Source organism: Streptomyces sp. NPDC018029 (assembly GCF_044327655.1).
GTDB lineage: Bacteria > Actinomycetota > Actinomycetes > Streptomycetales > Streptomycetaceae > Streptomyces.
The window spans coordinates 176,645-202,929 of the sequence record NZ_JBIRFV010000002.1 but is presented as its reverse complement, the minus strand read 5'-3'; the positions used below and the strand labels follow the sequence as shown (position 1 = coordinate 202,929).

Here is a 26,285-nt window from a genome sequence, read left to right as displayed (position 1 = left end):
GCGATGACGGTGACAGACGAAAGCCAGGAGGAGACCGTTTCCTACGGCCCGGGCATCGACCCGGACCGTCTCGCCGTCTGCCTCAGCGTGCTCGACGAACTCGACAAGCTGGACGTCGACCACCCGGACGCGATCGCCGTGCGCCGGGCCACGGCCGGGATCTACCGGACGGTGAAGCAGCGCCGCCGCCAGGAGCGCCGCGCCGCCAAGACCGCCCACGACAAGGCCGTCACCGAGGCCACCGCCACCGGTTCCGCGCAGCGCATCGACGACGAGACCGAGGGCCTGCTGCCCTCCTCGCGGACCGAGGAGGGCAGGATCGCGGGGATACTCCAGCGCCCGCGCTCCTGCTACACCTGCAAGACCCGGTACGTGGAAGTCGACTACTTCTACCACCAGCTCTGTCCGGAGTGCGCCCACCTGAACCGCACCAAGCGCGACGCCCGCGCCGACCTCACCGGCAAGCGCGCTTTGCTCACCGGCGGCCGCGCCAAGATCGGCATGTACATCGCGCTGCGGCTGTTGCGTGACGGTGCTCACACCACCATCACGACGCGGTTCCCCAAGGACGCCATCCGCCGCTTCAAGGCGATGGACGACTCGGCCGACTGGCTCCACCGCCTGGAGGTCGTCGGCATCGACCTGCGCGACCCGGCGCAGTCCGTGGCCCTCGCCGAGCAGGTCGCCGCGGCGGGCCCGCTCGACATCCTGATCAACAACGCGACGCAGACCGTGCGCCGCCTGCCCTCCGCGTACGCCGCGCTGGTGGACGGCGAGAGCGCGCCGCTGCCCGCCGGGGAGCTGCCCGCCCACTCCGTGATCGGCGCCTTCAACTCCGGAGCGGTGGACGGCCTGGCCGCGCTGCCCGTCGGCACCAGCAGCCTGGACGCGCAGCAGGTCGCCGACCTCGCTCTCGTCGCCGGCAACGCCAGCGTCGCCCGGCACCTCGACGGCACCGCCATCGACGCGGGCGGCCTGGTCCCGGACGTCGTCGACAGCAACACCTGGGTGCAGACCATCGAGCAGATCTCCCCGGTGGAGCTCCTCGAGACCCAACTGTGCAACTACACCTCACCGTTCATCCTGATCAGCGCGCTGCGGCAGGCCATGGCCGACGCCGCGAAGAAGGCGCCGAGCGGCCGCGCCTACGTGGTCAACGTCTCCGCGATGGAGGGCGTCTTCGGCCGCGGCTACAAGGGTGCGGGCCACCCGAACACCAACGCCGCGAAGGCCGCGATGAACATGGTGACGCGGACCAGCGCCCAGGAGATGTTCCAGACCGACGGCATTCTCATGACCTCGGTGGACACCGGCTGGATCACCGACGAGCGCCCGCACTACGACAAGCTGCGCCTCGCGGAGGAGGGCTTCCACGCCCCGCTCGACCTGATCGACGGAGCCGCCCGCGTGTACGACCCGGTCGTGCGCGGCGAGGCGGGGGAGGACCTGTACGGCGTCTTCCTGAAGGACTACGCGCAGGGCAAGTGGTAGTCAGCACGTCGTAGCCGAGAGTCGTCTCAGCTTTTGGACAGCCGGTCCGGGTGTCGCGCGGTGCGCGCCCCGGACCGGCTGTCTGTTTCTCGCCAGTCGTGGCCCGTCCCGCACCCGTGGCCCCCGCCGCCGCAGGCCGCCGCGTGGGCTCCATTGTCCGGAATCCACCCCGACTCAGCTCCCCATCGAGCGCCGCGCCGCTCATTTGGTTAATGTAGGGCGAACGGGCGGCCAACGAGAGATCCACAAGCATCCCTCGGCCGCTCCGGGGACAGGCCGGCACCACGGCCGCGGTCCCGCCAGAGAACGGCGCCACCGCGACCGAACTGCCCTTGTCCTTCCGTTACGCGACACAAAGGAGTGCGCGGTGACACCAGATCTGACGAAGCACGAAAAGCGACCGGCGGAACGCGGCGGCGAACGGGCCGGCAGGCCCAAGAAGCTCCGCAACCTGGAGGCATGGTCCAAGGCGGCCCCCATCCGTCTGGCCGGCTACGAGGACGACCTCGCCGAGCCGCACATCCTCCCCGGCATCGACTGAGCCGCCGCCGGCCCCGGTACCGCACCGGTGCACTTCGCCACGTGCCCCCTGTCTTCGACGGCCGGGGGCACAGGTGCGTCCGGCCTCGTCATCGCTCGCTGCGTCCGCGGAGCGCGAGGGCACCGAGTCCGGGGAGGACCGGTGGAGTTGAGGGTCACCCGCAGCGCCTTCTCGAACCGCTTCGACGCTGCCGGTCGCAGCGGTCTGCTCTCACATGACCAGAACTGCACATCTCGATACGTCATGTGACGCATTGACCCCCACAGTGTCAGCACGATTGCATGCTTGTGGTCCTCCGGTGGGGAGCCGGAGGGGAGACCATGTCCTGGCTGGGGGGAAAATGAGTGGAAATGTGAACCGGAGCGCCATCAGACGTGTGCGGACCGCGCTGAGCGCGGCGATCGTGGTCTGCGCGGTCACAGCGGTCCTGCCCGGAGCCGCCGCGGCCGAGCCCATGAGTGCCGCGGCCGAGCCCACGACCACGGCGGGCGTCGAGAGGATCAGTGTCGCGGGCGACGGCACCCAGGCCGACGGCGACTCCGCCGGCGCCTCGATCACCCCCGACGGCCGCCGCGTCGTCTTCTCGTCGGCGGCGAAGAACCTCACCACCGACACCCCGTCCGAAGGCGACAAGGTGTACGTCCGCGACCGGCAGGCGGGGCAGACCCACCGCATGGGGCACCTGACCCCGGTCCAGCCCCCGGTGATCAGCGGCAACGGAGAGTACGTCGCCTATCCGCTGCAGTGGATGAACAACGTACGGATCCGCCACTACGAGGTCAGCACCGGAAGGACGGCCTCCGGCAACTGCGCGCTCTTCACCTGCAACCAGCCGTCGATGAACGCGAACGGCCGCATCACCTCGTATGCGAGCATCTCCTACCGGCAAGCGACGTACGGACAGCGTGTCCAGGTCGAGAACTGGGACACCAACACCGTCGAGACCGTCGCCACCTTCGACCACACCGTCCCCTCCCGGCCCTCCCTCAGCGGCGACGGCCGCCACATCGCCTACCAGGACGGCAAGGCGCAGGACGTCTTCGTGCGGGACCGGACCGGCGGCACCACCTCGGGACCGATCGAGGGCCCGGCCAAGGACGCGACACTCGTCCAGCTCAGCGAGGACGGCGGCACGGTCCTCTACCTTTCGGGCTCCGACACCTACGTCCACGACCTGGCCTCCGGCACCGCGCAACAGGTGCCCGACGTCCGGGGCGTCGCCATCGACCCCACCGGCCGCCACCTGCTGTACGCCCCGCACGACACGACCGGACCGTCGCTCGTGCTGCGCGACCTGACCACCGGCACCGACAGAATCGTCTCCGACCGGCCCGCCTCGGCCGTACCCGACGCGGTCAGCGCCGACGGACGCGACGTGGTCTTCCAGTCCGCGGCCGACGACATCGTGCCAGGCGACACCAACGGCAAGTCGGACGTCTTCGTCCGCCACTTCGACTGATCGTTCCGCGTTGACATGTGAGGGAGTGAGTGTCTGTAATGGTGCTCGTGCCGCGTGGCGCCGACCAAAGAGCAGTGGGCAGGCCGGCGATCGGGCGAGCACCATCACTCAAGGACGACGCCGATGACCACGTCGTGAGTTCACACCGCGCGTAACGGCCCATGCCGTGCGCGATCTTCGCGCCCCAGGGCTTCCGCCCGATCCGCGCGCCCCGGCCATGCTTCAGTCGCCTGGCCCTCCCTCACTTCACCGCGCCTGACGCGGACTTGAACATCCGTACGGAGACCTGACACCGTCATGCCCACACCCTTCAACCAGTCCGTCATCGACGAGTTCCGCGCCAACGGCGGCAAGGTCGGCGGCCCCTTCGAAGGCGGCGACCTCCTGCTGCTCACCACCACCGGCGCGAAGTCCGGCAAGAAGCACACCACCCCGCTCGGCTTCGTCCGGGACGGCGAAACGCTCCTGGTCATCGGGTCGAACCTCGGCGGGCCGAGGCACCCCGACTGGTACCACAACGTCCTCGCCCACCCCACGGTGACCGTCGAGCTCGGCACCGACGCGTTCGAGGCGATCGCCGTCCCGGCCGAAGGGGAGCGGCGCGACCGGCTCTTCGAGCGCGTGGTCGCCGCCGAACCCGGATACGGCGACTACCAGACACGCACCAGCCGGATCCTGCCGGTCGTCGTCCTGGAACGGCCCGCGCACGCGGCCGACATTCCCGAAGAGGCGGCCACCTTCGCGGACAAGATGGTCCAGGTCCACCGCTGGCTCCGCGGCCAGCTGCGGCACGTACGCGACGAGACCGACGCGTACTTCGCCGCGCTCGCCGCACACCGGGGGCCGGGGGCGCCGCCGTCACCGAGCCTCGGGCTGCAGATCCGCCAGCACTGCCTGGCGTTCTGCGACGCCCTGGAGTTCCACCACACCGGCGAGGACGCCCACCTCTTCCCCGTCATGGCGGGCCACCACCCCGAACTGCGCGAGACCTTCGACCGGCTCGCCGAGGAGCATCGGGTCATCGGCCGCGTCCAGGGAGAGCTGGCCGCACTCCTCGCGGCCGTCGGGGGCGCGGAACCCGAGCGGTTCCGTGCCGAACTCGCCCGGATGAGTGAGCAGTTGACCGCTCACCTCGATTACGAGGAGGAGGCTCTACTGCCGGTCCTGGCCGGGCTCCCGTGGCCTCCCGTGCCGCCGGGCGGGGAGTGAGCCCACGCCGGAGCGGGCTCAGGCCCGCGCAGGACCCGTGCTCTCCCGTTCGATGAGCCGCGGCAACGGCACCTGAACCGTCGCCGCGGGGCCGCCGTCGAGGAGGGCGAGGAGCTCGCGGGCCGCCGTCCGGCCGAACGACAGCGTGTCCCGGGACAGGGCCGTCAGCCACGGATGCACCATGCGGCACAGCGCCGAGTCCTCCCAGGCGACGACCGAGACGTCCTCCGGGACCGCGAAACCCAGGGAGCTCGCGGCGGCGACACCGGCGACGGCCATCACGTCGTTGTCGTACACGAGCGCGGTCGGCGGCTCCGCGGACTCCAGCACCCGCCGGGTGGCCGCGGCGCCCTCGGCGTCGGAGTAGTCCGTCGTCACCGAACGCACGCCCGACAGGCCGCGGCCCGCCGCCTCGACGCGCAGCGTCCTGATCCGCCGCTCGGTGTGCGCCAGCCCCTCCAGGCCCGCGATGTGCACGATGCGGCGGTGCCCGAGCGCGTACAGATGGCCCACCACCGAGGCCATCGCGCCCGCGTCGTCCGCCCACACCGTGGACAGACCCGGCGGCCCGGCCTCCGGGTCCGGCACGCCGCCCGTCACCACCGCGGGCAGCCCCAGCTCGTCGAGGAGCGCGGGGCGCGGGTCGTCCGTGCGCGGGTCCACCACCAGGACGCCGTCCACCCGGTGCTCGGCCCACCAGCGGCGGTAGACCGCGCACTCGGCGGCCACGTCCTCCACCACCTGGAAGAGCAGCCCCAAGTGCCGCTCGGCGAGCACCTGCTGGATGCCCGAGATCAGCTGCAGGAAGAACGAGTCGACGCCCAGCGTCGCCGCCGGACGCGCCACGACGAGGCCCACCGTCGCCGAGCCCTCGCCGGACAGGGCGCGCGCCGCCGTGCTGGGCCGCCAGCCCAGCTGCTCCGCGACCCGGCGCACCCGGTCACGGGTGATGTCGGAGACGCCGGGCCGGCCGTTGAGCGCGAAGGAGACGGCGCTCTCGGAGACCCCGGCCCGGCGCGCGATGTCCTTCATGGTCGGCCGGCGCGCCGGTGACCGCTTGCCTTGCACCCGTTGCCCCTTTCCTGGCTGCCGGATACTAATGCGCTTGAGCGGTGAGACTCTAAAGCGCATTAGTCAGCGACTGCAAGGCTTTCAACACACCCATCTGACCTGGGGAGTTGTCCCACAGGTCGCCCGATCTTCGAATTCGGTTCCCCGAATCCATTGACTTTGCGCCACCGTTCCGTGCAGGGTCTGCCTCGGCGTGGATTGCCCGGCTCGGACGGTCGCAGTCACCGCCGCCTCACGCTGGGCCGAGCAAAGGAGCCGTTTCACCGTGCGTATCTCCCGTATCCCCCGCAGAGCGGTCGCCGCAGGCGCCGTCCTCGCCGTCCTGCTGCCGCTGAGCGCCTGTGGCGACGGAGGTGACGACAGCGGTTCCACGGACGCGTCGGGGAAGATCGAAGGCAAGATCACCTTCCAGACCTGGAACCTGAAGGCCAACTTCAAGCCCTACTTCGAGGGGCTCGTCGACGAGTTCGAGAAGAAGTACCCCGGCACCGAGGTGAAGTGGGTCGACCAGCCCGGCGAGGGCTACGCCGACAAGATCAGCGCCGACGCCGCCGCGGGCACGCTCCCCGACGTCGTCAACGTCTCGCCCGACCTGGTCGCCCCGCTCGCCAAGGCCGGCCTCGCCCTGGACCTCGGCAAGGCCGCCGGGAAGTACGAGAAGGAGTACCTCCCGGGCGCCTGGAAGAGCCACCAGATACCGGGCGTGGACGGGACGTACGCCTTCCCCTGGTACCTCAACACCGGGCCGCTCTTCTACAACAAGCGCCTCTTCAGGGACGCGGGTCTCGACGAGAACAAGCCCCCGAAGACGTATGACCAGCTCTTCGACAACGCCCTGGAGCTCGCCGAGAAGAGCGACGGCAAGGTCGCCACCCTCGCCAACGTCCCCACCATCGAGGACTTCGGCCGCTACGGCGTGCCGCTCATGAACAAGGAAGGCACCGGCTTCACCTTCAACGACGCCAAGGGCGTCGAACTCCTCACGAAGTACAAGAAGTTGTACGACGCCAAGGCGCTCGACGGGCAGGCGCTGACCGCCACGCCCGAGTCGACGGGCAAGAAGTTCCTCACCGAGGCCGTCGCCATGAACCCCGGCAGCGCACTCGACCTGGAGAAGTTCAAGAAGGACGCGCCGAAGCTCTACAAGAACATCGGCATCACCCCGCAGATCAGCAGCACCGGCAAGGACAACATGTACGTGATGGGCGTGATGGTGAACGCCCGCACCAAGCAGACGCCGGCCGCCGTCGCCTTCGCGCACTTCGTCACCGACGCCAAGCACCAGATGGAGTTCGCCAAGAAGGTCGCGATCTTCCCCAGCACCAAGGGCTCCCTCGACGACCCGTACTTCACGAAGCAGGACGGCAAGGAGGAGACCCGGGTCCGCGTCGCCGCCGCGAAGTCCATCAAGACCGCGGTGAACTACACGCCCGTGCTGTTCAGCGAGCAGATGAAGGTCGAGCTGCGCAACGCCGTCGCCAGGGCGCTGCAGGGCAAGGAGAGCCCGAAGGAAGCGCTTGACAACGCTGTCAAGAACTGTGACCGGCTGCTGAAGACCAGCTGAGGCCAGGGACCCGTACGACCATGAAGAGCCCCACCGCCGCCAAGGCGGCCTCATCCGACACCGGCGCCGCCGACCCCGCGCTCGCGCTCAAGGGGCCCGGCCCCCACGGGCGCGGCGGCCGCCGCCGCATCCGCCGCCAACTGCCCACCAGCCCCTGGCTGTTCGCCGCCCCGGGGCTCGTGATCGTCGCGGTCTTCATCCTCTATCCGTTCGTCAGCACCCTCAACAACGCCTTCACGGACAAGCGGACGCTGATGCCGGGGGAGTACGTCGGCCTCGCCAATTTCCGTGAACTGCTGCACGACGACATGTTCTGGATCGGCCTGCGCAACAGCACGATCTACGTCCTCGTGGTCGTCCCGGCCCTCGTCCTGCTGCCCCTGCTCCTCGCGATGCTCGTCCAGAAGCACATCCCCGGCATCACCTTCTTCCGGTCCGCCTTCTACACCCCGGTGGTCGCCTCGATCGTCGTCGTGGGCCTGATCTGGGTGTGGATGCTGGACGAGCGCGGCCTGGTCAACGCCGTCCTCGAAGCGGTCGGCGTCGGGAAGGTCGGCTTCCTCAGCGACCAGTGGCTGCTGCTGTTCAGCGCCATGGCCGTCACGGTCTGGAAGGGCCTCGGCTACTACATGATCATCTATCTCGCGGCGCTCGCCAACGTGCCGCGCGAGCTCCACGAGGCGGCGGCGGTCGACGGCGCCGGGGCGTTCCGCCGCTTCCTCACCGTCACCGTGCCCGCCGTGCGCTCCACCATGGTCCTGGTCGGCGCGCTCTCCTCGGTCGCCGCCTTCAAGGTGTTCTCCGAGGTCTATCTGATGGCCGGGCCCACCGGCGGCCCGGCCGGCGAGGACACCACGCTCGTGATGCTGGTGCAGCGCGTCGGCACCGGCCTGACCGGACGGGTCGGCTACGCCTCGGCCATCTCGGTCGTCGTCTTCGTCGTCACCGTCGCGCTCATGCTGCTCGTGCTGCGGGCGGACCGGAAGGAGGACGCGTGACCACCGTCGACAAGATCCCCCCGACGGCCGCCGAGCGCGCCGCGGCCCCAAAGCCCCGCCGCCGCCGGATCACCGACGAGAACGGCCGCCGGATGCCCGTGTGGGAGATCGTCCTGCGCTACGGACTCCTCCTCGCCGTACTGGCGCTGATGATCGGCCCGTTCCTCTGGCAGCTCTCCACGTCCCTGAAGGGACCGCACGAGGACATCTTCAGCTCCCCGCCGAAGTTCCTGCCCTCCGACCCCACCTTCCACAACTACGAGCGGGTCGCCGACACCATCCCCGTCTGGGACTACGCCCTCAACTCCCTGAAGGTGGCCGCCGCAAACGTCGTCACCAACTGCGTGGGCGCGACGCTCGCCGGATACGCGCTCGCGCGGCTGCGCTACCGCGGCCGCAAAGCGGCGACCGTCGTCTTCATCCTGGCCATGCTGGTCCCCGTCGAAGGCATCATCATCGCCCAGTTCACCACCATGCGTGAGCTCGGCCTGAACAACACCCTCGTCGGCGTGCTGCTGCCCGGCTGCGTCTCCGCGCTCAACGTCCTGCTGATGCGCAACGCCTTCCTGAACGTGCCCTACGAGATCGAGGAAGCCGCGTTCGTGGACGGCGCCAACGTCTGGCAGCGGTTCCTGCGCATCGCGCTGCCCGCCGTCAAGGGCACCCTCGCGGTCGTCGCGATCTTCGCCTTCATGGGGGCCTGGGACGACTTCCTGTGGCCGCTCATCGTGCTCAGCGACCCGGAGCGGTTCACCCTCACCATCGGCCTGAACTACCTGCACGGCACCTTCGCCAACGACGAGCGTCTCGTCGCCGCGGGCACGGTCATCGCCGTGCTCCCGCTGATCGTCCTCTTCGCCTGCCTCCAGCGGTACTTCTTCCGCGGCGTCGGCGAAGGCGCGGTCAAGGGCTGACCCCGCTCCTCCTCGACCTCGCTCCTCCTCGACGGCGCTCCTCTTCGACGGCCTCACCAGAACCAGGATCCGCATTTGCCTTCCGCATCGCCTTCGGGCACGCCGCGCTTCGGCGCCAACTACACGCCCGCCCAGGGGTGGTTCCACCACTGGCTCGACTTCGACATCGACGCCGTACGCGCCGACCTCGACGCGATCGCCTCGCTGGGCCTCGACCACATCCGGGTCTTCCCGATCTGGCCGTACTTCCAGCCCAACCGCACCCTGATCCGGCCGCGCGCCGTCGACCAGCTGGTCCAGCTCGCCGACGCCGCCGCAGAACGCGGACTCGACGTCAACGTCGACGGCCTCCAGGGACACCTGTCCAGCTTCGACTTCCTGCCCGCCTGGACGCAGACCTGGCACCGGCGGAACATCTTCACCGACCCCGACGTGGTATCCGGGCAGACCGCGTACCTGCGCACGCTCGCCGCCGCCCTCGCCGACCGGCCCAACTTCATCGGCATGACCATCGGCAACGAGATCAACCAGTTCGCTGCGGGCCCGCACCCCGACCCCGACCGCATCACCCCGGAGCAGGCGGAGAGCTGGTTGCGCACCGTCCTCGCCGCCTGCGAGGAGGGTGCGCCCGGCAAGCTGCACCTGCACGCCGAGTACGACGCCGCCTGGTACCAGGACGACCAGCCCTTCACCCCGGCGCAGGCCGCCCGGCTCGGCGCCGTCACCGCTGTGCACTCCTGGGTGTTCAACGGCACAGCCCAGCGTCACGGCCGCACCGGTACGGCCACCCGGGCCCATGCGGCGTACATGATCGAGCTGTCCAAGGCCTGGGCGGACGACCCGCGCAGGCCCGTCTGGCTCCAGGAGGTCGGCGCGCCCGCACCGCTGATTCCGGCGGAGCACGCCGCTGAGTTCACCGAGGAGACCGTCGCCGCCGCGCTCGACTGCCAGGACGTGTGGGGCGTGACGTGGTGGTGCTCCCACGACGTCTCGCGCGATCTCGCGGACTTTCCCGAACTGGAGTACAGCCTCGGTCTGTTGACCAACGCGGGCGAGGTCAAGCCGGCGGGGGCCGCGATCGCCCGCGTGGCGAAGGAGTGGCGGGGGCGGGAGTACGCTCCGGCGGCCCGGACGACCGCGCTCGTCGTCGACGACGCCGTGGGGCGGCGTTCCGAGTGCGCCCCCGGAGGCGCGGTCTTCGAGGCGTTCGCCCGCCTCGTCGCGGACGGGGTGCGACCCGCGGTGGTCCTTGCCGGACGGGTGGGGGACGCCGAGTACCTCGCTGCGCGAGGCATCAGCGATGTGGTGCTGCCGGCCGACGTCGGGTAGCGCCCCGTCGCGCACGGGGCTCCGCCCTGGGCCCTCGCCTCCTCGCCACGGGGCTCCGCCCCGGACCCCGCTCCTCAAACGCCGGAGGGGCTGAATTTGCCCCCCCTCACCGACCGACCCTCCTTGGAGAACCCTCATGCATGACGACCGCACCCTGGTCGAAGCCCGACTCAAGCGCGTACTGGACGAGCGCATCCGGCCCGCCGTATATCCCGCCTCCGTACCGCTGGACGTCGCGGTGTGGAACGCGCCAGGCGAGCCGGTGCCGGTGGCCGAGGGGCTCGCCGCCGAGCCGTCGCCGACGGCGGTCGGCGAGAAGTGGGGCGCGCCCTGGGGGACCAGCTGGTTCCGGGTGACCGGGACCGTGCCGAAGGAGTGGGCGGGGAAGACCGTCGAGGCGATTCTCGACCTCGGCTTCGACGAGAACATGCCCGGGTTCCAGTGCGAGGGCCTCGTCTACCGCCCCGACGGCACCCCTGTGAAGGGCCTCAACCCGCGCAACCAGTGGGTGCGGATCGCCGCGCCCGCCGAGGGCGGCGAAGACGTGCGGCTGCACATCGAGGCCGCGTCCAACCCCGTCATCCTCGACTACCACCCCTTCCTGCCCACCCAGTTGGGCGACAAGGAGACCGCGGGCAGCGAACCCCAGTACAAGCTGGAGCGCATGGACCTCGCCGTCTTCGACGAGACGGTGTGGCAGCTCGTCATCGATCTGGAGGTCCTCGGTGAGCTGATGCAGGAGCTGCCCGAGGACTCCGGGCGGCGTTACGCCATCGTGCGGGCGGTGGGCCGTGCGCTCGACGCCGTCGACCTCCAGGACGTGAACGGCTCGGCCGCCGCCGCGCGGGCCGAGCTCCACGGCGTGCTCACCACCCCCGCCGAGCCCTCCGCCCACCGCATCAGCGCCGTCGGCCACGCCCACATCGACTCCGCCTGGCTGTGGCCGCTGCGCGAGACGGTGCGCAAGGTGGCGCGGACGACGTCGAACATGACCGCGCTCATCGAGGACGAGCCCGACTTCGTCTTCGCCATGTCGCAGGCGCAGCAGTGGGCGTGGATCAAGGAGCACCGGCCCGAGGTGTGGGCGAAGGTCAAGAAGGCGGTCGCGGACGGCCGCTTCGTGCCGGCGGGCGGCATGTGGGTCGAGTCGGACACGAACATGCCGGGCTCGGAGGCGATGGCCCGTCAGTTCGTGCACGGCAAGCGGTTCTTCCTCGACGAGTTCGGCGTCGAGAACGACGAGGCGTGGCTGCCCGACACCTTCGGCTTCGCCGCCGGGCTCCCGCAGATCATCAAGGCGGCGGGCTCCAAGTGGCTGCTCACGCAGAAGATCTCCTGGTCGCAGACCAACCGCTTCCCGCACCACACCTTCAACTGGGAAGGCATCGACGGCACCCGCATCTTCACGCACTTCCCGCCCGTCGACACCTACAACTGCTCGATGAAGGGCAGCGAGATCGCCCACGCGGCGAAGAACTTCAAGGACAAGGGTGTCGCCCGGCACTCCCTCGCACCCACCGGCTGGGGCGACGGAGGCGGCGGCACCACCCGCGAGATGATCGCGAAGGCCGCGCGGATGCGGGACCTGGAGGGCTCGGCGACGGTTCAGTGGGAGACGCCGCAGGAGTTCTTCGAGAAGGCCGAGGCCGAGTACCCGAACGCCCCCGTCTGGGTCGGCGAGCTGTACCTCGAACTGCACCGCGCGACTCTCACCAGTCAGGCGGGCACCAAGCAGGGCAACCGCCGCAGCGAGCACCTGCTGCGCGAGGCGGAGCTGTGGGCCGCGACGGCCGCCGTCCGGTGCGAGGAATTCGCTTACCCCTACGAGCAGTTGGACCGCATCTGGAAGACGGTGCTGCTCCACCAGTTCCACGACATCCTGCCCGGCTCGTCCATCGCCTGGGTGCACCGCGAGGCCCGCGCGACCTACGCGGCGCTCGCCCAGGAACTCGACGGCATCATCGACAAGGCGCAGCGCGCACTCGCCGGTGAAGGGACCGGCACCCTGGTCTTCAACTCCACGCCCCACACCCGCGACGGCGTCCCCGCGGGCGGTGCCGGGACCGCCGAGACCGACGGCGAGGCGACGGTCACCCCGCGCGCGGAGGGCGGCTTCGTCCTCGACAACGGCCTGCTGCGGGTCGAGATCGACGGGCGCGGCCTGGTCGTCTCCGCGTACGACCTCGTGGGCGGCCGGGAGACCGTCCCGCCCGGGCAGGCGGCGAACCTGCCGCAGCTCCACGCCGACTTCCCGAACATGTGGGACGCGTGGGACGTCGACGAGTTCTACCGCAACACCGTCAGCGACCTCACGGACGCCGACGAGGTCGTGGCGGGCGAGGGCGCGTCGGTCCGGGTCGTGCGCACCTTCGGCGACTCGCGCCTCACGCAGGTGCTCTCGCTCACCCCCGGCAGTCGGCGCCTCGACATCGACACCGAGGTCGACTGGCACGAGACGGAGAAGTTCCTCAAGCTCGCCTTCCCGCTGGACATCCACGCGGAGCGGTACGCGTCGGAGACCCAGTTCGGCCACTTCTACCGCGCCACGCACACCAACACGAGCTGGGAGGCCGCCAAGTTCGAGGCGTGCAACCACCGCTTCGTGCACATCGAGGAGCCGGGCTGGGGCGTCGCCCTGGTCAACGACTCGACGTACGGCCACGATGTGACCCGTGCCGTCCGCGCCGAGGACTCCGGCACGACCACGACGGTCCGCGTCTCGCTGCTGCGCGCCCCGCGCTTCCCCGACCCCGAGACGGACCAGGGCGTGCACCGCTTCCGGCACGCGCTGGTGCCGGGCGCGGGGATCGGCGACGCGGTGCGCGAGGGCTACCGCGTCAACCTGCCCGAGCGCCGGCTCACCGGTGGCTCCGAGGTGGCGCCGCTGGTGACGGTCGACGACGACGCGGTGGTCGTCACGGCGGTCAAGCTCGCCGACGACGGGAGCGGTGACGTGGTCGTCCGCTTCCACGAGGCACACGGCGGCCGGGCCCGCCCCACCCTGACGGCGGGCTTCCCGGTCGGCTCGGTCACGGTGACCGACCTGCTGGAGCGGCCGCTCGACGGGGTGCCGGCACCGGACCTCGCAGCTGGCGCGGTGTCGGTGAAGCTCCGGCCGTTCGAGCTGGTGACGCTGCGCTTCACGCGGGCCTGACGCCCTCCGAGCAGTCCCTCACCCGTCGGCCCGCAGCCACACGCGCAGCGGGCCGACGGGTTCGAAGCCGTGGCGGAGTGCGGCGGTCAGGTCGTCCCCGTGCTCATAGCCGACGACCGGCACACCGGGCCAGAGCCGGGCCGTGGCGGCCAGACAGGAGCGCCATGCGGTGTCGAGACCGTCGTCGGCGGCGAAGAGATTGGAGATGCCGACGACTCCGGCGCCGGGGTAGGCGACGGCACCCGCATGGATGCGTCCCTCGCCCGTGCCCGCCAGGAACACCGCTCCGTCCTCGATCAGCGACGGCCGGAACAGATCGCCGCTCTGCCCGTCGCCGCTCCACGCGGCTTCCCACGCGGCGAGCCCGGCGGCGTCTTCGACGGGTCGCCAGCCTTCCGGCCCGGGCACGAGTTCCACCGCGGGCCGGTGAATCCACCGCGCCTCGAACAGCACCTCGAAACCGGCCCCGGACAGGTCCAGCGTGCCGAAACTGTCCTTGACGGAGGCGCCGGGGGAGGCGAGATCAATGCGGGGGAGTACGGCGTCGGGCGTCACGTCGGGCGAGAGCGTCACGGCGTCGGGGTACAGCGGGGGAGTACGCCGGGGACTGGCCCAGACACCGCCTTCGACGGCACCGGGCACGCCGTGGGACCGGCAGACGGCGTCGCACCAGGCGGCGTTGTTGCGGACGGCCGCGGTCAGGAGCGGGGTGGCGCGCGAGTCGGTGATCACGGGGGGATGGTGCCAGAACACCTCGCGACCGTCGCGCGCTTTTCTTTCGGCCGCCTTGCCGCCGAGGGGTGCCCGGGCGGTGGGCAGGTGGCACATGATGAGCCCCTGGGGCTGTCGAGCAGCGGGGGTACGGCATGGGGTCGACGGAGCTCGCGGCCATGGCGGTGGGTGTGGTCACCGCCGTGGCGACGGGGGCGGCGAGCGGCGTCGGGGAGGGGGCGGGGGTCGCCGTCACCGAGCTGGTGCGGGCCCGGCTCGCCGGAACCGAGCGGGGCGGGCGGCGCTGGCCGGACTCGACGACGCGGAGGCGGGCGACTCCGCACGCGCGGCGGCGCAGGCGGTCCTGCGGGAGGAGATCGACGGCGACCCGGAGCTGGAGCGTCAGCTGGCCTTCCACCTCCACGCGCCCACGACGTACTACCGCGACTCCATGGTCATCGACCGCAGCACGATCTCGCGCAGCCAGATCTCGTTCGGGCCCCTGACCGTCACGAAGTCCCCGGGTCCCCTCGCGGTCCTCGCGCTGACCGGCGTACTGCTGCTCGCCCTGGTGGCGCTCGGCGTGTACGGGGGGACGCGGCTCCTCACCGACGACGGCCCCCGGGACACCACGGCGCAGCGGAGCGCTGAGGGAGACGGCAAGGGCGCGTCGGAGGGGAAGGGGACTGCCGGCGCGGACACCGGCAGCGGCGCGGCCGACCGCACCCGCGCGCTGACCGTGGCGCAGACGCGCGGCGCCCTGCCCGCCCGGCAGGACCTGCGGCCCGGCTGGGTCCCGCAGGGCAGGGCCGGCGCCAAGGAGGCCGAGCGGTCCGGCGGCTGTCACGAGGGAGGCGTGCTGTACGCGTTGGCGTCGCCGGAGTCCGGCTACGTCCGCGCCGAGTTCCGGATCTTCGCCTGCACCTCGCCCGCCCAGGCGGGACGCGCGCACCAGCAGCTCGTCGAGGATCAGTCCGGCTACGACAGGACGACACCGCTCTCGCTGCCGCCCCTCGGCGACAAGAGCTCGACCTTCACGTACTACAAGGAGCCCGAGGACAGCACGAACGCCATGGCCGTCGTCCGGGTGGGCAGCACCGTGGCCTGGCTGCGGCTCGGAGAGGTGGGCGACCTGCCGGGATACGAGGCGCAGCTCGAAGAGCTGGCCCGGGCCTTCGTCGGGCGGATCGAGCGGACCCTGGCCGACGACTGACCGCGCCGACCAGCTGGGTTCACCCCTCCCACTGCGCCCACAGTTCACCCCTCCCACTGCGCCCGCAGCCAGTCCTCCACCTCGCCCACATGCGCCGCCGCCGCGGCCCGGGCCGCCTCCGGGTCGCGTGCCACGAGTGCCCGGTGGATGCGGGCGTGTTCGCGGCGGGTGCGTTCGAAGGCGCCTTCCTCCTGGTAGCCGCGCCACACCCGTGCGCGGAACGTGCGCGAGGAGAGGCCCTCCAGTATCGCGGCCATCGTGTCGTTGCCCGCCGCGAAGGCGATCGTGCGGTGGAACGCCAGATCGTGGGAGAGGATCTCCTCCGGGTCGTCGGTGGCGTTCATGGCCTCCAAATGCTTCTCCACGTCGGCCAGTTGGGTCTCCGTGATCCGGGCCGCGGCCAGTGCGGTCGCCGTGGACTCCAGGACGCGGCGTACTTCCAGGAGCTCGACGAGTTGGGGTCCGCGGGACAGGTCCGCCACCACGCCGAAGGTCTCCAGGAGGTCCCCGGCCTCCAGCTGCGTGACGTAGATGCCGGAGCCGTGCCGTGCTTCGAGGACGCCGAGCACCGTGAGCGCGCGGATCGCCTCCCGCATGGAGCTGCGGGAGATGCCCAGCTGGACGGCCAAGTCCCGTTCGGTGGGGAGGCGTTGGCCCGGTTCGAGACGGCCCTCGCCGATCATCGCCTTGATCTGCTCGATGGCCCGCTGCGTCACGGTGCCCTTCTGCGGGGCGGACTGCTCTGGCTGGTCCACGTAACGCTCCTCTGCTGGCCGAGTGCGCCGCAGTCTAGCCAGAGATGTGATCCGACCACTACGGCCGGAAACCGCGAAAAGTCGGCGTCGAGGGGTGTTGTGGGCGGCAAGTGGTCTGATAAATATTCGCGTCATCAGGCCCCGGAAACCCGCTCGATCACTCTCGATCACGCTCCACCCTTCTTCGTTCACCTTCGGTGAGGAGCCGTCAGATGGCCGGCAGGAAAGTGCGCAACAGGCCCAGCAGCACGCGGACGTCGCGGGCGGTGCGCGCCGCCGCCGCGGCCGCCTGCGCGTCCCTCGTCCTCGCCGCGTGCGGCAGTACGAAGGACGCCGCGTCGCCCGGCGGCGGAGGCGGCGGGGAAGGCAAGGTCGGGGTGATCCTGCCCCTGCTGACCTCACCCTTCTGGCAGTCGTACAACGACTACGTCCCGAAGATGGCGAAGTCCGAGGACGTCGACGCGATGAAGACGGTCAACTCCAACAGCGACCCCTCGCAGCAGATCACCGACATCAACAACCAGCTGAACCAGGGCGTGCGGGGCCTCGTCGTCGCGCCGCTCGACAGCGCCGCGATCGCCGCGGGCCTCGACCAGGCCGAGCGCAAGGGCGTGCCCGTCGTCGCCGTGGACGTCGCGCCCGAGAAGGGCAAGGTCGCGATGGTGGTGCGGGCGAACAACGTCGCGTACGGCGAGAAGGCCTGTGACTACCTCGGCGGCCGGGTCAAGACCGGCAAGGTCGTGCAGGTCATGGGGGACCTCGCGTCCGTCAACGGCCGAGAGCGGTCCAAGGCCTTCCGCGACTGCGTGCAGAAGAAGCACCCGAAGCTGAAGGTCCTGGAGATCCCCGCCAAGTGGGAGTCCGACACGGCCGCCGCCAAGCTGGACACGCTGCTGAACTCCCACCCCGACATCAAGGGCATCTACCTCCAGGCGGGCGGTGTCTACCTCGCGCCCACCCTGCAGACCCTCAAGTCCAAGGGAATGCTGAAGAAGGCGGGCGAGAAGGGGCACATCACCGTCGTCTCGAACGACGGCATCCCGCAGGAGTTCGACGCCATCCGCAAGGGGCACATCGACGCCACCGTCTCGCAGCCCGCCGACGCCTACGCCAAGTACGGCATGCACTACATCAAGGCGGCGATGAAGGGCGAGAAGTTCAAGCCGGGCCCGACCGACCACGGCTCGACCATCGTCAAGCTGCCCAGCGGCATCCTCGAGGACCAACTGCCCGCCCCGCTCGTCACCGAGGAGAACGTCGACGACGCCGAGCTGTGGGGCAACACGGTCGAATGAGCGCGCACCCGAGGAACGTCCCGCTCGTCGAGGCGTCCGGCATCGTCAAACGGTACGGGCCCACCGTCGCGCTGCGGGACGGCCGCCTCACCGTCCTGCCGGGCGAGTCGCACGCCCTCGTCGGCCGCAACGGCGCGGGCAAGTCCACCCTCGTCACCGTCCTCACCGGCCTCCAGGCACCCGACGCGGGCACCGTCCGCTTCGACGGGGAGCCCGCGCCGCCGCTGACCGACCGCGACGCCTGGCGCCGCAAGGTGGCCTGCGTCTACCAGAAGCCCACCGTCGTACCGGACCTGACGGTCGCCGAGAACCTCTTCATCAACCGGCAGCCGACGGGCCGCGGCGGCTTCATCAGCTGGCGGCGGCTGCGCACCGAGGCGGCCCGGGTCCTCGACACCTGGGACGTCCGCGTCGACCCCGAGGCCCGCACCGCCGACCTCAAGGTCGAGGACCGCCAAATGGTCGAGATAGCCCGCGCGTTGAGCTTCGGCGCGCGGTTCATCGTCCTCGACGAGCCGACCGCGCAGCTCGACAACCGAGAGATCGAGCGCCTCTTCACCCGCATGCGCGCCCTCCAGGACTCCGGCGTCACCTTCCTGTTCATCTCGCACCACCTCCAGGAGGTGTACGAGGTGTGCCAGACCGTCACCGTGCTGCGCGACGCCCGCTGGATCACCAGCGCACCCGTCGCCGAGCTGCCGCGCGCCGCGCTGGTGGAGGCCATGGCCGGCGAGGTCATCGCGCGGCAGGCCGACGCCGAGGACGCCGTCGCACGCGCCGGGGTCCCCGCCGACGCCCCCGTGATGCTCGACGTCAAGGGCCTGACCGGCGAGTCGTACGCCGACATCGACCTCACCGTGCGCCGGGGCGAGGTCGTCGGCCTCGCGGGATCCAGCGCCAGCGGCAAGATCCACCTCGCGGAGAGCTTCGCCGGACTCCACACCCCGACCGCGGGCTCCGCCCGACTGGGCGGCGAGCGACTGCCGTTCGGGGATGTGACCGCCGCCCTGCGCGCCGGAGTGGGCTGCGTCCCGCGCGACCGCCACGTCCAGGGCCTCGTCAACGGCATGACCGTCGGGGACAACGCCACGATGAGCGTCCTCGACCGGCTCGGCCGCCACGGCTTCGTCGGCACCGACGCCAGACGCCGCTTCGCCGACGACCTCATCGAGCGCCTCGACATCCACGCCGACGGCCCCGACCAGCCCGTCTCCGACCTCTCCGGCGGCAACGCCCAGAAGGTCGTGATGGCCCGCGCCCTCGCCTCCGACCCGCGTCTGCTCGTCCTCATCAACCCGACCGCCGGCGTCGACGTGAAATCCAAGGAGTCCCTGCTCGCCCGCGTGGACCACGCCCGCGAGGACGGCACCGCCGTGCTCGTCGTCTCCGACGAACTCGACGACCTGCGCCGCTGCGACCGCGTGCTGGTCCTCTTCCACGGCCGGATCGTCGCGGAGCACGCGGTGGGCTTCGACGAACACGACCTGATCGCGTCCATCGAGGGCGTGGACCGGACGAACCCCGTCAGGGGCGCGGGGAACCGCGCGACCAGCCACAACGCACCCTCAGGCGAACCACAAGGAGACCACCATGGCTGACCTCAAGGCCCCGGCCGCGACGGCGGCCACCCCCGGACGGCCGGGCCGCGACGCACCCTCGGCCAGATCCGTACTCCTGCGCCGTGCCCGCGAACTTGCCCTGGTTCCCGCCCTGTTGCTGCTCGTACTGCTCGGCGCACTGCTCAACGACACGTTCCTGACCGAGCGGAACCTCATCTCCGTCCTCGGCGCGTCCGCCGCGCTCGCGATGGTCGTCCTCGCCGAGTCGCTCGTCCTCATCACCGGCAAGTTCGACCTGTCCCTGGAGTCGGTCGTCGGCATCGCGCCCGCCGTCGGCGCGCTCCTCGTGCTGCCCGCCGCCCAGGCCGGATTCGGCACGGACCTGCCCGCCGCCGTCGGCATCCTCGCCATCCTGCTCGTCGGCGCGGCCATCGGCGCCTTCAACGGCGTCCTCGTCGTCAAGCTCAAGCTCAACGCGTTCATCGTGACGCTCGCCATGCTCATCGTGCTGCGCGGCCTGCTCGTCGGCGCCACCGAGGGCAAGACCCTCTTCGGCATGCCCGAGGCCTTCTACACCCTCGCCACCTCCACCTTCCTGCACGTCCCCCTGTCGGTGTGGCTCGCGGCGGCCGCCTTCGGCATCGCGGGCTTCGTGCTCAAGTACCACCGCGTGGGCCGCGCCCTGTACGCGATCGGCGGCAACCCGGAAGCGGCGCGGGCCGCCGGCATCCGCGTCGAACGCGTCATGCTCGGCGTGTTCGTCGTCGCGGGAGCACTCGCCGCGATCGGCGGGCTCATGCAGACCGGCTACGTGGGCGCCATCAACGCCAACCAGGGCCAGAACATGATCTTCACGGTGTTCGCCGCCGCCGTCATCGGAGGCATCAGCCTCGACGGCGGCAAGGGCACCATGTCCGGCGCCCTCACCGGCGTCCTGCTCCTCGGTGTCGTACAGAACCTGCTCACCCTCGCCCAGGTGCCGTCCTTCTGGATCCAGGCCATCTACGGCGGAATCATCCTGGTCGCCCTGATGATCGCGCGCGTCACCACGGGCCGCGCACAGGACTGACCCCGCAACGGTCCGCCGCCCCCTGCCTGCGCGACCCGCCCCTTCCGGAAAGGCCTCCTGTGTCCCCGACCACCTGCCGCATCACCGCGGTCGACACCTACGACATACGGTTCCCGACCTCACGGGAACTGGACGGGTCCGACGCGATGAACCCGGACCCCGACTACTCCGCCGCCTACGTGGTGCTGCGCACCGACGCGGGCGACGGCCTGGCGGGGCACGGCTTCACCTTCACCATCGGCCGCGGCAACGACGTCCAGGTCGCCGCGATCCACTCCCTGCGCCACCACGTGATCGGCCGCCCCGTCGACGAGCTCTGCGCCGACCCCGGCACGCTCAACCGCGACCTCGTCGGCGACAGCCAGCTGCGCTGGCTCGGCCCCGAGAAGGGCGTGATGCACATGGCCATCGGCGCCGTCGTCAACGCCGTCTGGGACCTGGCGGCCAAGCGGGCCCGCAAGCCGCTGTGGCAGCTGCTCGCCGACGCCACGCCCGAATGGCTCGTCTCCCAGGTCGACTTCCGCTACATCGCCGACGCCCTCACCCCGGACGAGGCCCTGGGGCTGCTGCGGTCCGGCCGCGCGGGCGCTGCGGACCGCACGGCCCGGCTCAAGGAGCACGGCTTCCCCGGCTACACCACGTCGCCCGGCTGGCTCGGCTACAGCGACGAGAAGCTCACCCGGCTCGCCCGGCAGGCCGTCACCGACGGCTTCACCCAGATCAAGCTGAAGGTCGGCGCGGATCTCGCCGACGACATCCGCCGCTGCCGCACCGCCCGCGAGGCCATCGGCCCCGACATCCGCCTGGCCGTCGACGCCAACCAGCGCTGGAACGTCGACGAGGCCGTCCGGTGGACGCGCGCCCTCGCCGAGTTCGACCCCTACTGGGTCGAGGAGCCCACCAGCCCCGACGACGTCCTCGGCCACGCCGCGATCCGCACGGCCGTCGCCCCCGTCAAGGTCGCCACCGGCGAACACGTGCAGAACCGCATCGTCTTCAAACAGCTCCTCCAGGCCGGCGCCATCGACATCCTCCAGATAGACGCGGCACGGGTCGGCGGGGTCAACGAGAACCTCGCCATCCTGCTGCTCGCCGCCAAGTTCGGCGTGCCCGTCTGCCCGCACGCGGGCGGCGTCGGCCTGTGCGAACTCGTCCAACACCTGTCGATGTTCGACTACGTGGCGCTCGCGGGCACCACCGAGAACCGCGTCATCGAGTACGTCGACCACCTCCACGAGCACTTCACCGACCCGGTGGTGATCGGCGCGGGCCACTACACGGCCCCGACCGCACCGGGCTTCTCGGCGACCATGCGGGCCGAGTCCGTCGCCGAGTTCACCTATCCGGACGGCACGTTCTGGGCCGCCGACCTCGCACAGGACGGCCCCGTGGAGGACGGCCCCGCACCTGACCACCTCGCACAGGACAAGGGAGCAGCCGCATGACCGACTTCCAGGGGCTCAAGGCCCTGGTCACCGGCGGGGCGTCCGGCATCGGCCGGGCCACCGCCGAACTCCTCACCGCGCGCGGAGCGGACGTGGCCGTCCTCGACCTCGACCCGAGCGGGGTGCACGAGCCCCTTCGCGCGTACGTCGCCGATGTCAGCGACGACGCGTCCGTACGGGAGGCCGTCGCCTCTGCCGCGGCCGACCTCGGCGGCCTCGACGTCCTGGTCAACAACGCGGGCATCGGCGCGCAGGGCACCGTCGAGGACAACGACGACGCCCAGTGGCACACCGTCCTCGACGTCAACGTCCTCGGCGTCGTCCGCACCAGCCGCGCCGCCCTGCCCCACCTGCGCGTCTCGACGAGCGCGGCCATCGTCAACACCTGCTCCATCGCCGCGACCGCCGGCCTTCCGCAACGCGCCCTGTACGCGGCGTCGAAGGGAGCGGTCCTCTCCCTCACCCTCGCCATGGCCGCCGACCACGTGCGCGAAGGGGTGCGCGTCAACTGCGTCAACCCCGGCACCGTCGACACGCCGTGGATCGGCCGGCTCCTGGACGCCGCCCCCGACCCGGCCGCCGAACGGGCGGCGCTCGCGGCCCGCCAGCCCACCGGCCGCCTCGTCACCGCGGAGGAGGTCGCGGGCGCCATCGCCTACTTGGCGAGCCCCCTCTCCGGAGCCACCACGGGCACCGCGCTCGCCGTCGACGGCGGCATGCAGGGCCTGCGGCTCCGGCCGGTGAACCGGTGAGCGGCCCGGTGCGGCGGCGCACCCTCGGACGCAGTGGCGTCGAGGTGACCGAGCTGTCCTTCGGCGCCGCCGGTATCGGCAACCTGTACGCGCCGGTCACCGACGAACAGGCGGCCACCGCCCTCGACCGCGCCTGGCACGTGGGCATCCGCTACTTCGACACCGCCCCGCACTACGGCCTCGGCCTGTCCGAGCGCAGGCTGGGCGAGGCGCTGCGCGGCCGGGACCGCTCCTCGTACGTCATCTCGACGAAGGTCGGCAGGCTCCTGGCGCCCGCCGATGTGGTGACCGGCGACGACCTCGCCGACGGCGGCTTCGCGGTGCCGCGCACGCACCGCAGGATCTGGGACTTCAGCGCGGACGGCGTGCGCCGCTCCCTCGACTCCAGCCTCGACCGGCTCGGCGTCGACCGCGTCGACGTCGTCTTCCTGCACGACCCCGACGACCACGCCGAAGAGGCCTTCCGCGAGGGCTATCCGGCGCTGGAGAAGCTTCGCTCCGAAGGCGTGGTCGGCGCGATCGGCGCGGGCATGAACCAGGCGGAGATGCTCACCCGCTTCGTCCGCGAGACCGACGTCGACGCCGTGCTCTGCGCCGGCCGCTACACACTCCTCGACCACCGGGCCCTCACCGAACTGCTGCCCGCGGCGAGCGAGCGCGGCACCTCGGTCGTCATCGGCGGCGTCTTCAACTCCGGCCTGCTCGCCGACCCCAGGCCCGGGGCACGCTTCGACTACACCGAGGCGCCGCCCGGACTGCTGGCGCGCGCCCGGGCCCTGCGGGCGGTCGCCGAACGGCACGGCACCACGCTCCGGGCCGCCGCGCTTGCCTTCCCCTCCGGCCACCCGGCCGTCGCCAGCGTGCTCGTCGGCGTCCGCGCGCCCGAGCAGGTCACCGACGCCGCCGAACAGTTCGCCGCCGAGGTGCCCGCCGGTTTCTGGCAGGAGGCGAGGGAGACCGGGCTGCTGCCGCCGGAGGTGCCGGTCCCCGGAGAGACACGGGAAGCCGGGCCGGAAGACATACGGGGGGACGTACGGGGAAGGCACCGGCTGTGAGAGTCGCCCTGCACACCAAGGTCCGCGCCGACCGCGTCGACGCCTACGACGCCGCGCACCGCGAGGTGCCCGCCGAACTCACCGCCGCGATCCGTGCCGCGGGTGTGTCGTCCTGGACGATCTGGCGCAGCGGCACCGACCTCTTCCACCTCCTGGAGTGCGAGGACTACGGGCGCGTGCTCGCCGAACTGGAGCGCCTTCCGGTCAACATCGCCTGGCAGGCCCGGATGGCCGAACTGCTCGACGTGGCCCACGACTACTCCGCCGAGGGCGCCGACGCCGGACTGCCCGTCGTGTGGGAGCTGCCGTGACCGGGACCGGGCCGCTCCTCGTCGACGCCCACCACCACGTCTGGGACCTCTCCGTGCGCGACCAGGAGTGGATCACCGGCGACGCCCTCGCGCCGCTCCGCAGGAACTTCACCCTGGCCGACCTCGCGCCCGAGGCCCGCGCGGCGGGGGTCGGCGCCACGGTCCTCGTCCAGACCGTGACCGTCCCGGACGAGACCCCGGAGCTGCTCGCACTCGCGGCGGACCACGAACTCGTCGCGGGGGTCGTCGGGTGGACGGACCTCACCCGTCCGGACGTGGCCGACACGCTGGCCGCGCTCCGCGAACTTCCGGGCGGGCAGCACCTGGTGGGCATCCGCCACCAGGTGCAGGGCGAGCCCGAGCCGGAGTGGCTGCTGCGCCCCGACGTCCGCAGGGGTTTGGCGGCAGTCGCCGCCGCCGGCCTCGCCTACGACCTCGTCGTCCTGCCGCATCAGCTGCCCGCCTGCGCCAAGGCGGCGGCCGACCTGCCCGAACTCACCTTCGTACTGGACCACTTGGGCAAGCCGCCCATCGTGTCGGGGGCCGTCGAACCCTGGGCGTCCGCGGTCCGTGCGCTCGCCGCGCGTCCCAACACCGTGTGTAAGCTCTCCGGCATGGTCACCGAGGCGGACCACGCGACGTGGACCATCGACGATTTGCGGCCCTTCGCGGACACCGTGGTCGAGGCGTTCGGGCCGCGGCGGCTGATGTTCGGCTCCGACTGGCCCGTCAGCACGCTCGCTGCCGGTTACGGCGAAGTCCTGGACGCCGCACGGCTGTTGACGGGCTACTTGGACCCGGCTGAGCGCGTCGAGGTGTTCGGTGGCACGGCCCGGCGCGTCTACGGCCTCTGAGCGGGCGGGGCGAGCCGCGTCGGCGACAGGAACTCACGGACGTACGTACGCTCCCAGCAGGCGCCCGTCTCGCGCAGCTCGCGCCGGGTCGTGTACCGGTAGCGGTAGAGCCGGGCGCGGATGTACGCGGGCGGGGCGTCGGGCGGGAACGGCGAACTCCGCAGCAGCCGCAGCGTGTCCCGGTCACCGTCCAGGAGGCGCTCCACGAGCGGCCCGAACCACGAGCGGGCGTACGCGGGGGAGAGCCCGGCGAACCACATCATCCAGTCGAGCCGCAGGTGGTACGGGGCGAACTGGCGCGGCCAGCGGCGCACGTCACCGGGTTTTCCCTTGAACTCGTACGCCCGCCAGTCGCCGTCCTCGCGCGGCACCTCGTCCGCCGTGCCCTCGATGACGACCTCCTGGCGGACGCGGCTGACGCTGCCGAACGCGCCGTACGCGTTGACGAGGTGCAACGGGTCGAACGAGCGGTTCATGACCTGCCGCCGGGACAGCAGGTTGCGCACCGGGCGGTAGCTCAGCGCCAGGAGCAGCGCGGAGACCGCGGTCACCACCACCACGTACCAGAGGGGTGCCTCACCGACAGGGGGTGCCGTGTGCCAGGCGGACAGGTCGAGTGCGGAGACCGCGAGCACGATGGTGAGCCAGTTCAGCCAGGCGAAGTTGCCCGAGAGGACCAGCCACAGCTGGGTCACGATCATGAGGGAGGCCGCACCCGTCGCCACCGGCTGCGGCGTGAACAGCAAGACCGGTACGGCTAGTTGGGTGACGTGGTTGGCCGCGACCTCCACCCGGTGCACGGGCCTCGGCAGGTGGTGGAAGAACCAGCTCAGCGGGCCGGGCATCGGCTGCGTCTCGTGGTGGAAGTACAGACACGTGAGCTTGCGCCAGCACGCGTCACCGCGCATCTTGATCAGCCCGGCGCCGAACTCCACGCGGAAGAGCACCCACCGCAGGAGCAGGAGCACCAGAACGGGCGGCGCCACCCGGTCGTTGCCGAGGAAGACCGCGAGGAACCCCACCTCCAGGAGCAGTGACTCCCAGCCGAAGCCGTACCAGGTCTGGCCCACGTTCACGATGGAGAGGTACAGCGCCCAGGGCACCAGCCACAGCAGCATCGCGCCCCACAGCGGCAGCAGCCCGTCCGCACCGGCCAGCAGCGCCACCGCCACCGCGCAGCCCGCCCAGGCACAGAGCGCGAAGAAGCGGTCCGAGTAGTGGAGCTGGAAGAGGCTCGGCGCCCGCCGGAACGGCACCTGTGCGACGTACCGCGGCACCGGCAGCATTCCGCGCTCACCGATGAGCGCCCGGAACTGCAGGGCGGCTCCCAGGAAGGCCACGAGATACAGCGCGGCCAGGGCCCGCTGGAAGATCAGCCGGCTCAACCAGTACGCGTCCGCGGTGAACCACTCCACGTGCCCATTGTGCCGTCGGCCAGGCGGTTCGGCCGTCCCGCGCGGGTGCCTCCCCTCGGTCTGCGGGTCCGCCGGGGGCGACCCGAACCGGTCAGACGGCGGGTGGGAGAGCCATGCGGAA

Annotated in this window: 22 protein-coding genes; 18 read left to right on the top strand and 4 right to left on the bottom strand. The window is 71.2% G+C overall.

What is annotated here, in order from left to right:
* Positions 1–3 precede the first annotated feature (3 nt).
* From ACH4D5_RS05315 to ACH4D5_RS05300, 4 genes are all read left to right on the top strand, one after another.
* A complete protein-coding gene (locus tag ACH4D5_RS05315) occupies positions 4–1,491 on the top strand; it encodes an SDR family NAD(P)-dependent oxidoreductase (RefSeq protein ID WP_398298814.1) in 1,488 nt (495 codons plus the stop codon).
* Positions 1,492–1,858: 367 nt separating this feature from the next.
* Positions 1,859–2,032 (top strand): hypothetical protein, encoded by a 174-nt coding sequence (locus tag ACH4D5_RS05310; RefSeq protein WP_398298812.1) that lies wholly within the window; start codon positions 1,859–1,861, stop codon positions 2,030–2,032.
* A 352-nt stretch (positions 2,033–2,384) separates the two neighbouring features.
* Positions 2,385–3,491 (top strand): hypothetical protein, encoded by a 1,107-nt coding sequence (locus ACH4D5_RS05305; protein WP_398298810.1) that lies wholly within the window; start codon positions 2,385–2,387, stop codon positions 3,489–3,491.
* Between the two features lie 297 nt (positions 3,492–3,788).
* Positions 3,789–4,700 (top strand): nitroreductase/quinone reductase family protein, encoded by a 912-nt coding sequence (locus ACH4D5_RS05300; RefSeq protein WP_398298808.1) that lies wholly within the window; start codon positions 3,789–3,791, stop codon positions 4,698–4,700.
* Between the two features lie 18 nt (positions 4,701–4,718).
* On the opposite strand, the gene ACH4D5_RS05295 is transcribed toward ACH4D5_RS05300, so the two are convergent.
* Positions 4,719–5,768: a LacI family DNA-binding transcriptional regulator gene (locus ACH4D5_RS05295; protein WP_398298806.1), complete on the bottom strand. Its 1,050-nt coding sequence runs from the start codon at positions 5,766–5,768 to the stop codon at positions 4,719–4,721.
* 268 nt (positions 5,769–6,036) lie between these two features.
* Here ACH4D5_RS05295 and ACH4D5_RS05290 point away from each other — a divergent pair, with 268 nt between their 5' ends.
* The 5 genes from ACH4D5_RS05290 (at position 6,037) to ACH4D5_RS05270 (ending at position 13,730) form a co-directional block, all read left to right on the top strand.
* Positions 6,037–7,335: an extracellular solute-binding protein gene (locus ACH4D5_RS05290; RefSeq protein WP_398298804.1), complete on the top strand. Its 1,299-nt coding sequence runs from the start codon at positions 6,037–6,039 to the stop codon at positions 7,333–7,335.
* A 20-nt stretch (positions 7,336–7,355) separates the two neighbouring features.
* Entirely contained in the window at positions 7,356–8,333 is a 978-nt protein-coding gene (locus tag ACH4D5_RS05285) for a carbohydrate ABC transporter permease (protein ID WP_398298802.1), read from the top strand.
* A gap of 92 nt (positions 8,334–8,425) precedes the next feature.
* The gene (locus ACH4D5_RS05280) at positions 8,426–9,247 is read left to right on the top strand and encodes a carbohydrate ABC transporter permease (protein WP_398299955.1); all 822 of its coding nucleotides are present in this window, start codon (positions 8,426–8,428) and stop codon (positions 9,245–9,247) included.
* A 75-nt stretch (positions 9,248–9,322) separates the two neighbouring features.
* Positions 9,323–10,576, top strand: a complete 1,254-nt coding sequence (locus tag ACH4D5_RS05275) for a glycosyl hydrolase (RefSeq protein ID WP_398298800.1) — start codon at positions 9,323–9,325, stop codon at positions 10,574–10,576.
* Between the two features lie 136 nt (positions 10,577–10,712).
* Positions 10,713–13,730, top strand: a complete 3,018-nt coding sequence (locus ACH4D5_RS05270; RefSeq protein ID WP_398298798.1) for an alpha-mannosidase — start codon at positions 10,713–10,715, stop codon at positions 13,728–13,730.
* 18 nt (positions 13,731–13,748) lie between these two features.
* Here the strand turns inward: ACH4D5_RS05270 and ACH4D5_RS05265 are convergent, their stop codons facing one another.
* Positions 13,749–14,459, bottom strand: a complete 711-nt coding sequence (locus ACH4D5_RS05265; protein WP_398299953.1) for a hypothetical protein — start codon at positions 14,457–14,459, stop codon at positions 13,749–13,751.
* Positions 14,460–14,556: 97 nt separating this feature from the next.
* On the opposite strand from ACH4D5_RS05265, the gene ACH4D5_RS05260 reads away from it, so the two are divergent.
* On the top strand, positions 14,557–15,654 hold the full coding sequence (locus ACH4D5_RS05260; RefSeq protein WP_398298796.1) for a hypothetical protein: 1,098 nt from the start codon (positions 14,557–14,559) through the stop codon (positions 15,652–15,654).
* A gap of 44 nt (positions 15,655–15,698) precedes the next feature.
* Here ACH4D5_RS05260 and ACH4D5_RS05255 read toward each other — a convergent pair whose 3' ends face one another.
* Entirely contained in the window at positions 15,699–16,409 is a 711-nt protein-coding gene (locus tag ACH4D5_RS05255) for a FadR/GntR family transcriptional regulator (RefSeq protein WP_398298794.1), read from the bottom strand.
* 212 nt (positions 16,410–16,621) lie between these two features.
* On the opposite strand from ACH4D5_RS05255, the gene ACH4D5_RS05250 reads away from it, so the two are divergent.
* Genes ACH4D5_RS05250 through ACH4D5_RS05215 form a run of 8 tightly spaced genes read left to right on the top strand, consistent with a single transcriptional unit; the run spans position 16,622 to position 24,749 of the window.
* Positions 16,622–17,704 (top strand): sugar ABC transporter substrate-binding protein, encoded by a 1,083-nt coding sequence (locus tag ACH4D5_RS05250; RefSeq protein ID WP_398298792.1) that lies wholly within the window; start codon positions 16,622–16,624, stop codon positions 17,702–17,704.
* Positions 17,701–19,302, top strand: coding sequence for a sugar ABC transporter ATP-binding protein (locus ACH4D5_RS05245; RefSeq protein ID WP_398298790.1), 1,602 nt, complete (start codon positions 17,701–17,703; stop codon positions 19,300–19,302). Before ACH4D5_RS05250 ends, ACH4D5_RS05245 begins: the two co-directional genes overlap by 4 nt.
* Entirely contained in the window at positions 19,295–20,332 is a 1,038-nt protein-coding gene (locus tag ACH4D5_RS05240) for an ABC transporter permease (protein ID WP_398298788.1), read from the top strand. Before ACH4D5_RS05245 ends, ACH4D5_RS05240 begins: the two co-directional genes overlap by 8 nt.
* A gap of 59 nt (positions 20,333–20,391) precedes the next feature.
* The gene (locus ACH4D5_RS05235; RefSeq protein WP_398298786.1) at positions 20,392–21,777 is read left to right on the top strand and encodes an L-fuconate dehydratase; all 1,386 of its coding nucleotides are present in this window, start codon (positions 20,392–20,394) and stop codon (positions 21,775–21,777) included.
* On the top strand, positions 21,774–22,529 hold the full coding sequence (locus tag ACH4D5_RS05230) for an SDR family NAD(P)-dependent oxidoreductase (RefSeq protein WP_398298784.1): 756 nt from the start codon (positions 21,774–21,776) through the stop codon (positions 22,527–22,529). The genes ACH4D5_RS05235 and ACH4D5_RS05230 overlap by 4 nt, the downstream gene beginning before the upstream one ends.
* The gene (locus tag ACH4D5_RS05225) at positions 22,526–23,584 is read left to right on the top strand and encodes an aldo/keto reductase (RefSeq protein ID WP_398298782.1); all 1,059 of its coding nucleotides are present in this window, start codon (positions 22,526–22,528) and stop codon (positions 23,582–23,584) included. Before ACH4D5_RS05230 ends, ACH4D5_RS05225 begins: the two co-directional genes overlap by 4 nt.
* On the top strand, positions 23,581–23,895 hold the full coding sequence (locus ACH4D5_RS05220; RefSeq protein ID WP_398298780.1) for an L-rhamnose mutarotase: 315 nt from the start codon (positions 23,581–23,583) through the stop codon (positions 23,893–23,895). Before ACH4D5_RS05225 ends, ACH4D5_RS05220 begins: the two co-directional genes overlap by 4 nt.
* Complete coding sequence (locus ACH4D5_RS05215; protein ID WP_398298778.1) at positions 23,892–24,749, top strand: amidohydrolase family protein; 858 nt, start codon at positions 23,892–23,894, stop codon at positions 24,747–24,749. The genes ACH4D5_RS05220 and ACH4D5_RS05215 overlap by 4 nt, the downstream gene beginning before the upstream one ends.
* Here the strand turns inward: ACH4D5_RS05215 and ACH4D5_RS05210 are convergent.
* Positions 24,737–26,164 carry a lipase maturation factor family protein gene (locus tag ACH4D5_RS05210; RefSeq protein ID WP_398298776.1) on the bottom strand — a complete coding sequence of 476 codons (1,428 nt, stop codon included), beginning with the start codon at positions 26,162–26,164 and terminating at the stop codon, positions 24,737–24,739. The two genes, ACH4D5_RS05215 and ACH4D5_RS05210, sit on opposite strands and share 13 nt — an antisense overlap.
* Between the last annotated feature and the right edge of the window lie 121 nt (positions 26,165–26,285).

Bases quoted from the DNA above. Each gene is read 5' to 3' on its own strand.
- ACH4D5_RS05245 (WP_398298790.1), top strand. From the start codon at position 17,701: ATGAGCGCGCACCCGAGGAACGTCCCGCTCGTCGAGGCGTCCGGCATC.
- ACH4D5_RS05230 (WP_398298784.1), top strand. From the start codon at position 21,774: ATGACCGACTTCCAGGGGCTCAAGGCCCTGGTCACCGGCGGGGCGTCC.
- ACH4D5_RS05240 (WP_398298788.1), top strand. From the start codon at position 19,295: ATGGCTGACCTCAAGGCCCCGGCCGCGACGGCGGCCACCCCCGGACGG.
- ACH4D5_RS05315 (WP_398298814.1), top strand. From the start codon at position 4: ATGACGGTGACAGACGAAAGCCAGGAGGAGACCGTTTCCTACGGCCCG.
- ACH4D5_RS05280 (WP_398299955.1), top strand. From the start codon at position 8,426: ATGCCCGTGTGGGAGATCGTCCTGCGCTACGGACTCCTCCTCGCCGTA.
- ACH4D5_RS05270 (WP_398298798.1), top strand. From the start codon at position 10,713: ATGCATGACGACCGCACCCTGGTCGAAGCCCGACTCAAGCGCGTACTG.
- ACH4D5_RS05285 (WP_398298802.1), top strand. From the start codon at position 7,356: ATGAAGAGCCCCACCGCCGCCAAGGCGGCCTCATCCGACACCGGCGCC.
- ACH4D5_RS05300 (WP_398298808.1), top strand. From the start codon at position 3,789: ATGCCCACACCCTTCAACCAGTCCGTCATCGACGAGTTCCGCGCCAAC.
- ACH4D5_RS05260 (WP_398298796.1), top strand. From the start codon at position 14,557: ATGATGAGCCCCTGGGGCTGTCGAGCAGCGGGGGTACGGCATGGGGTC.
- ACH4D5_RS05250 (WP_398298792.1), top strand. From the start codon at position 16,622: ATGGCCGGCAGGAAAGTGCGCAACAGGCCCAGCAGCACGCGGACGTCG.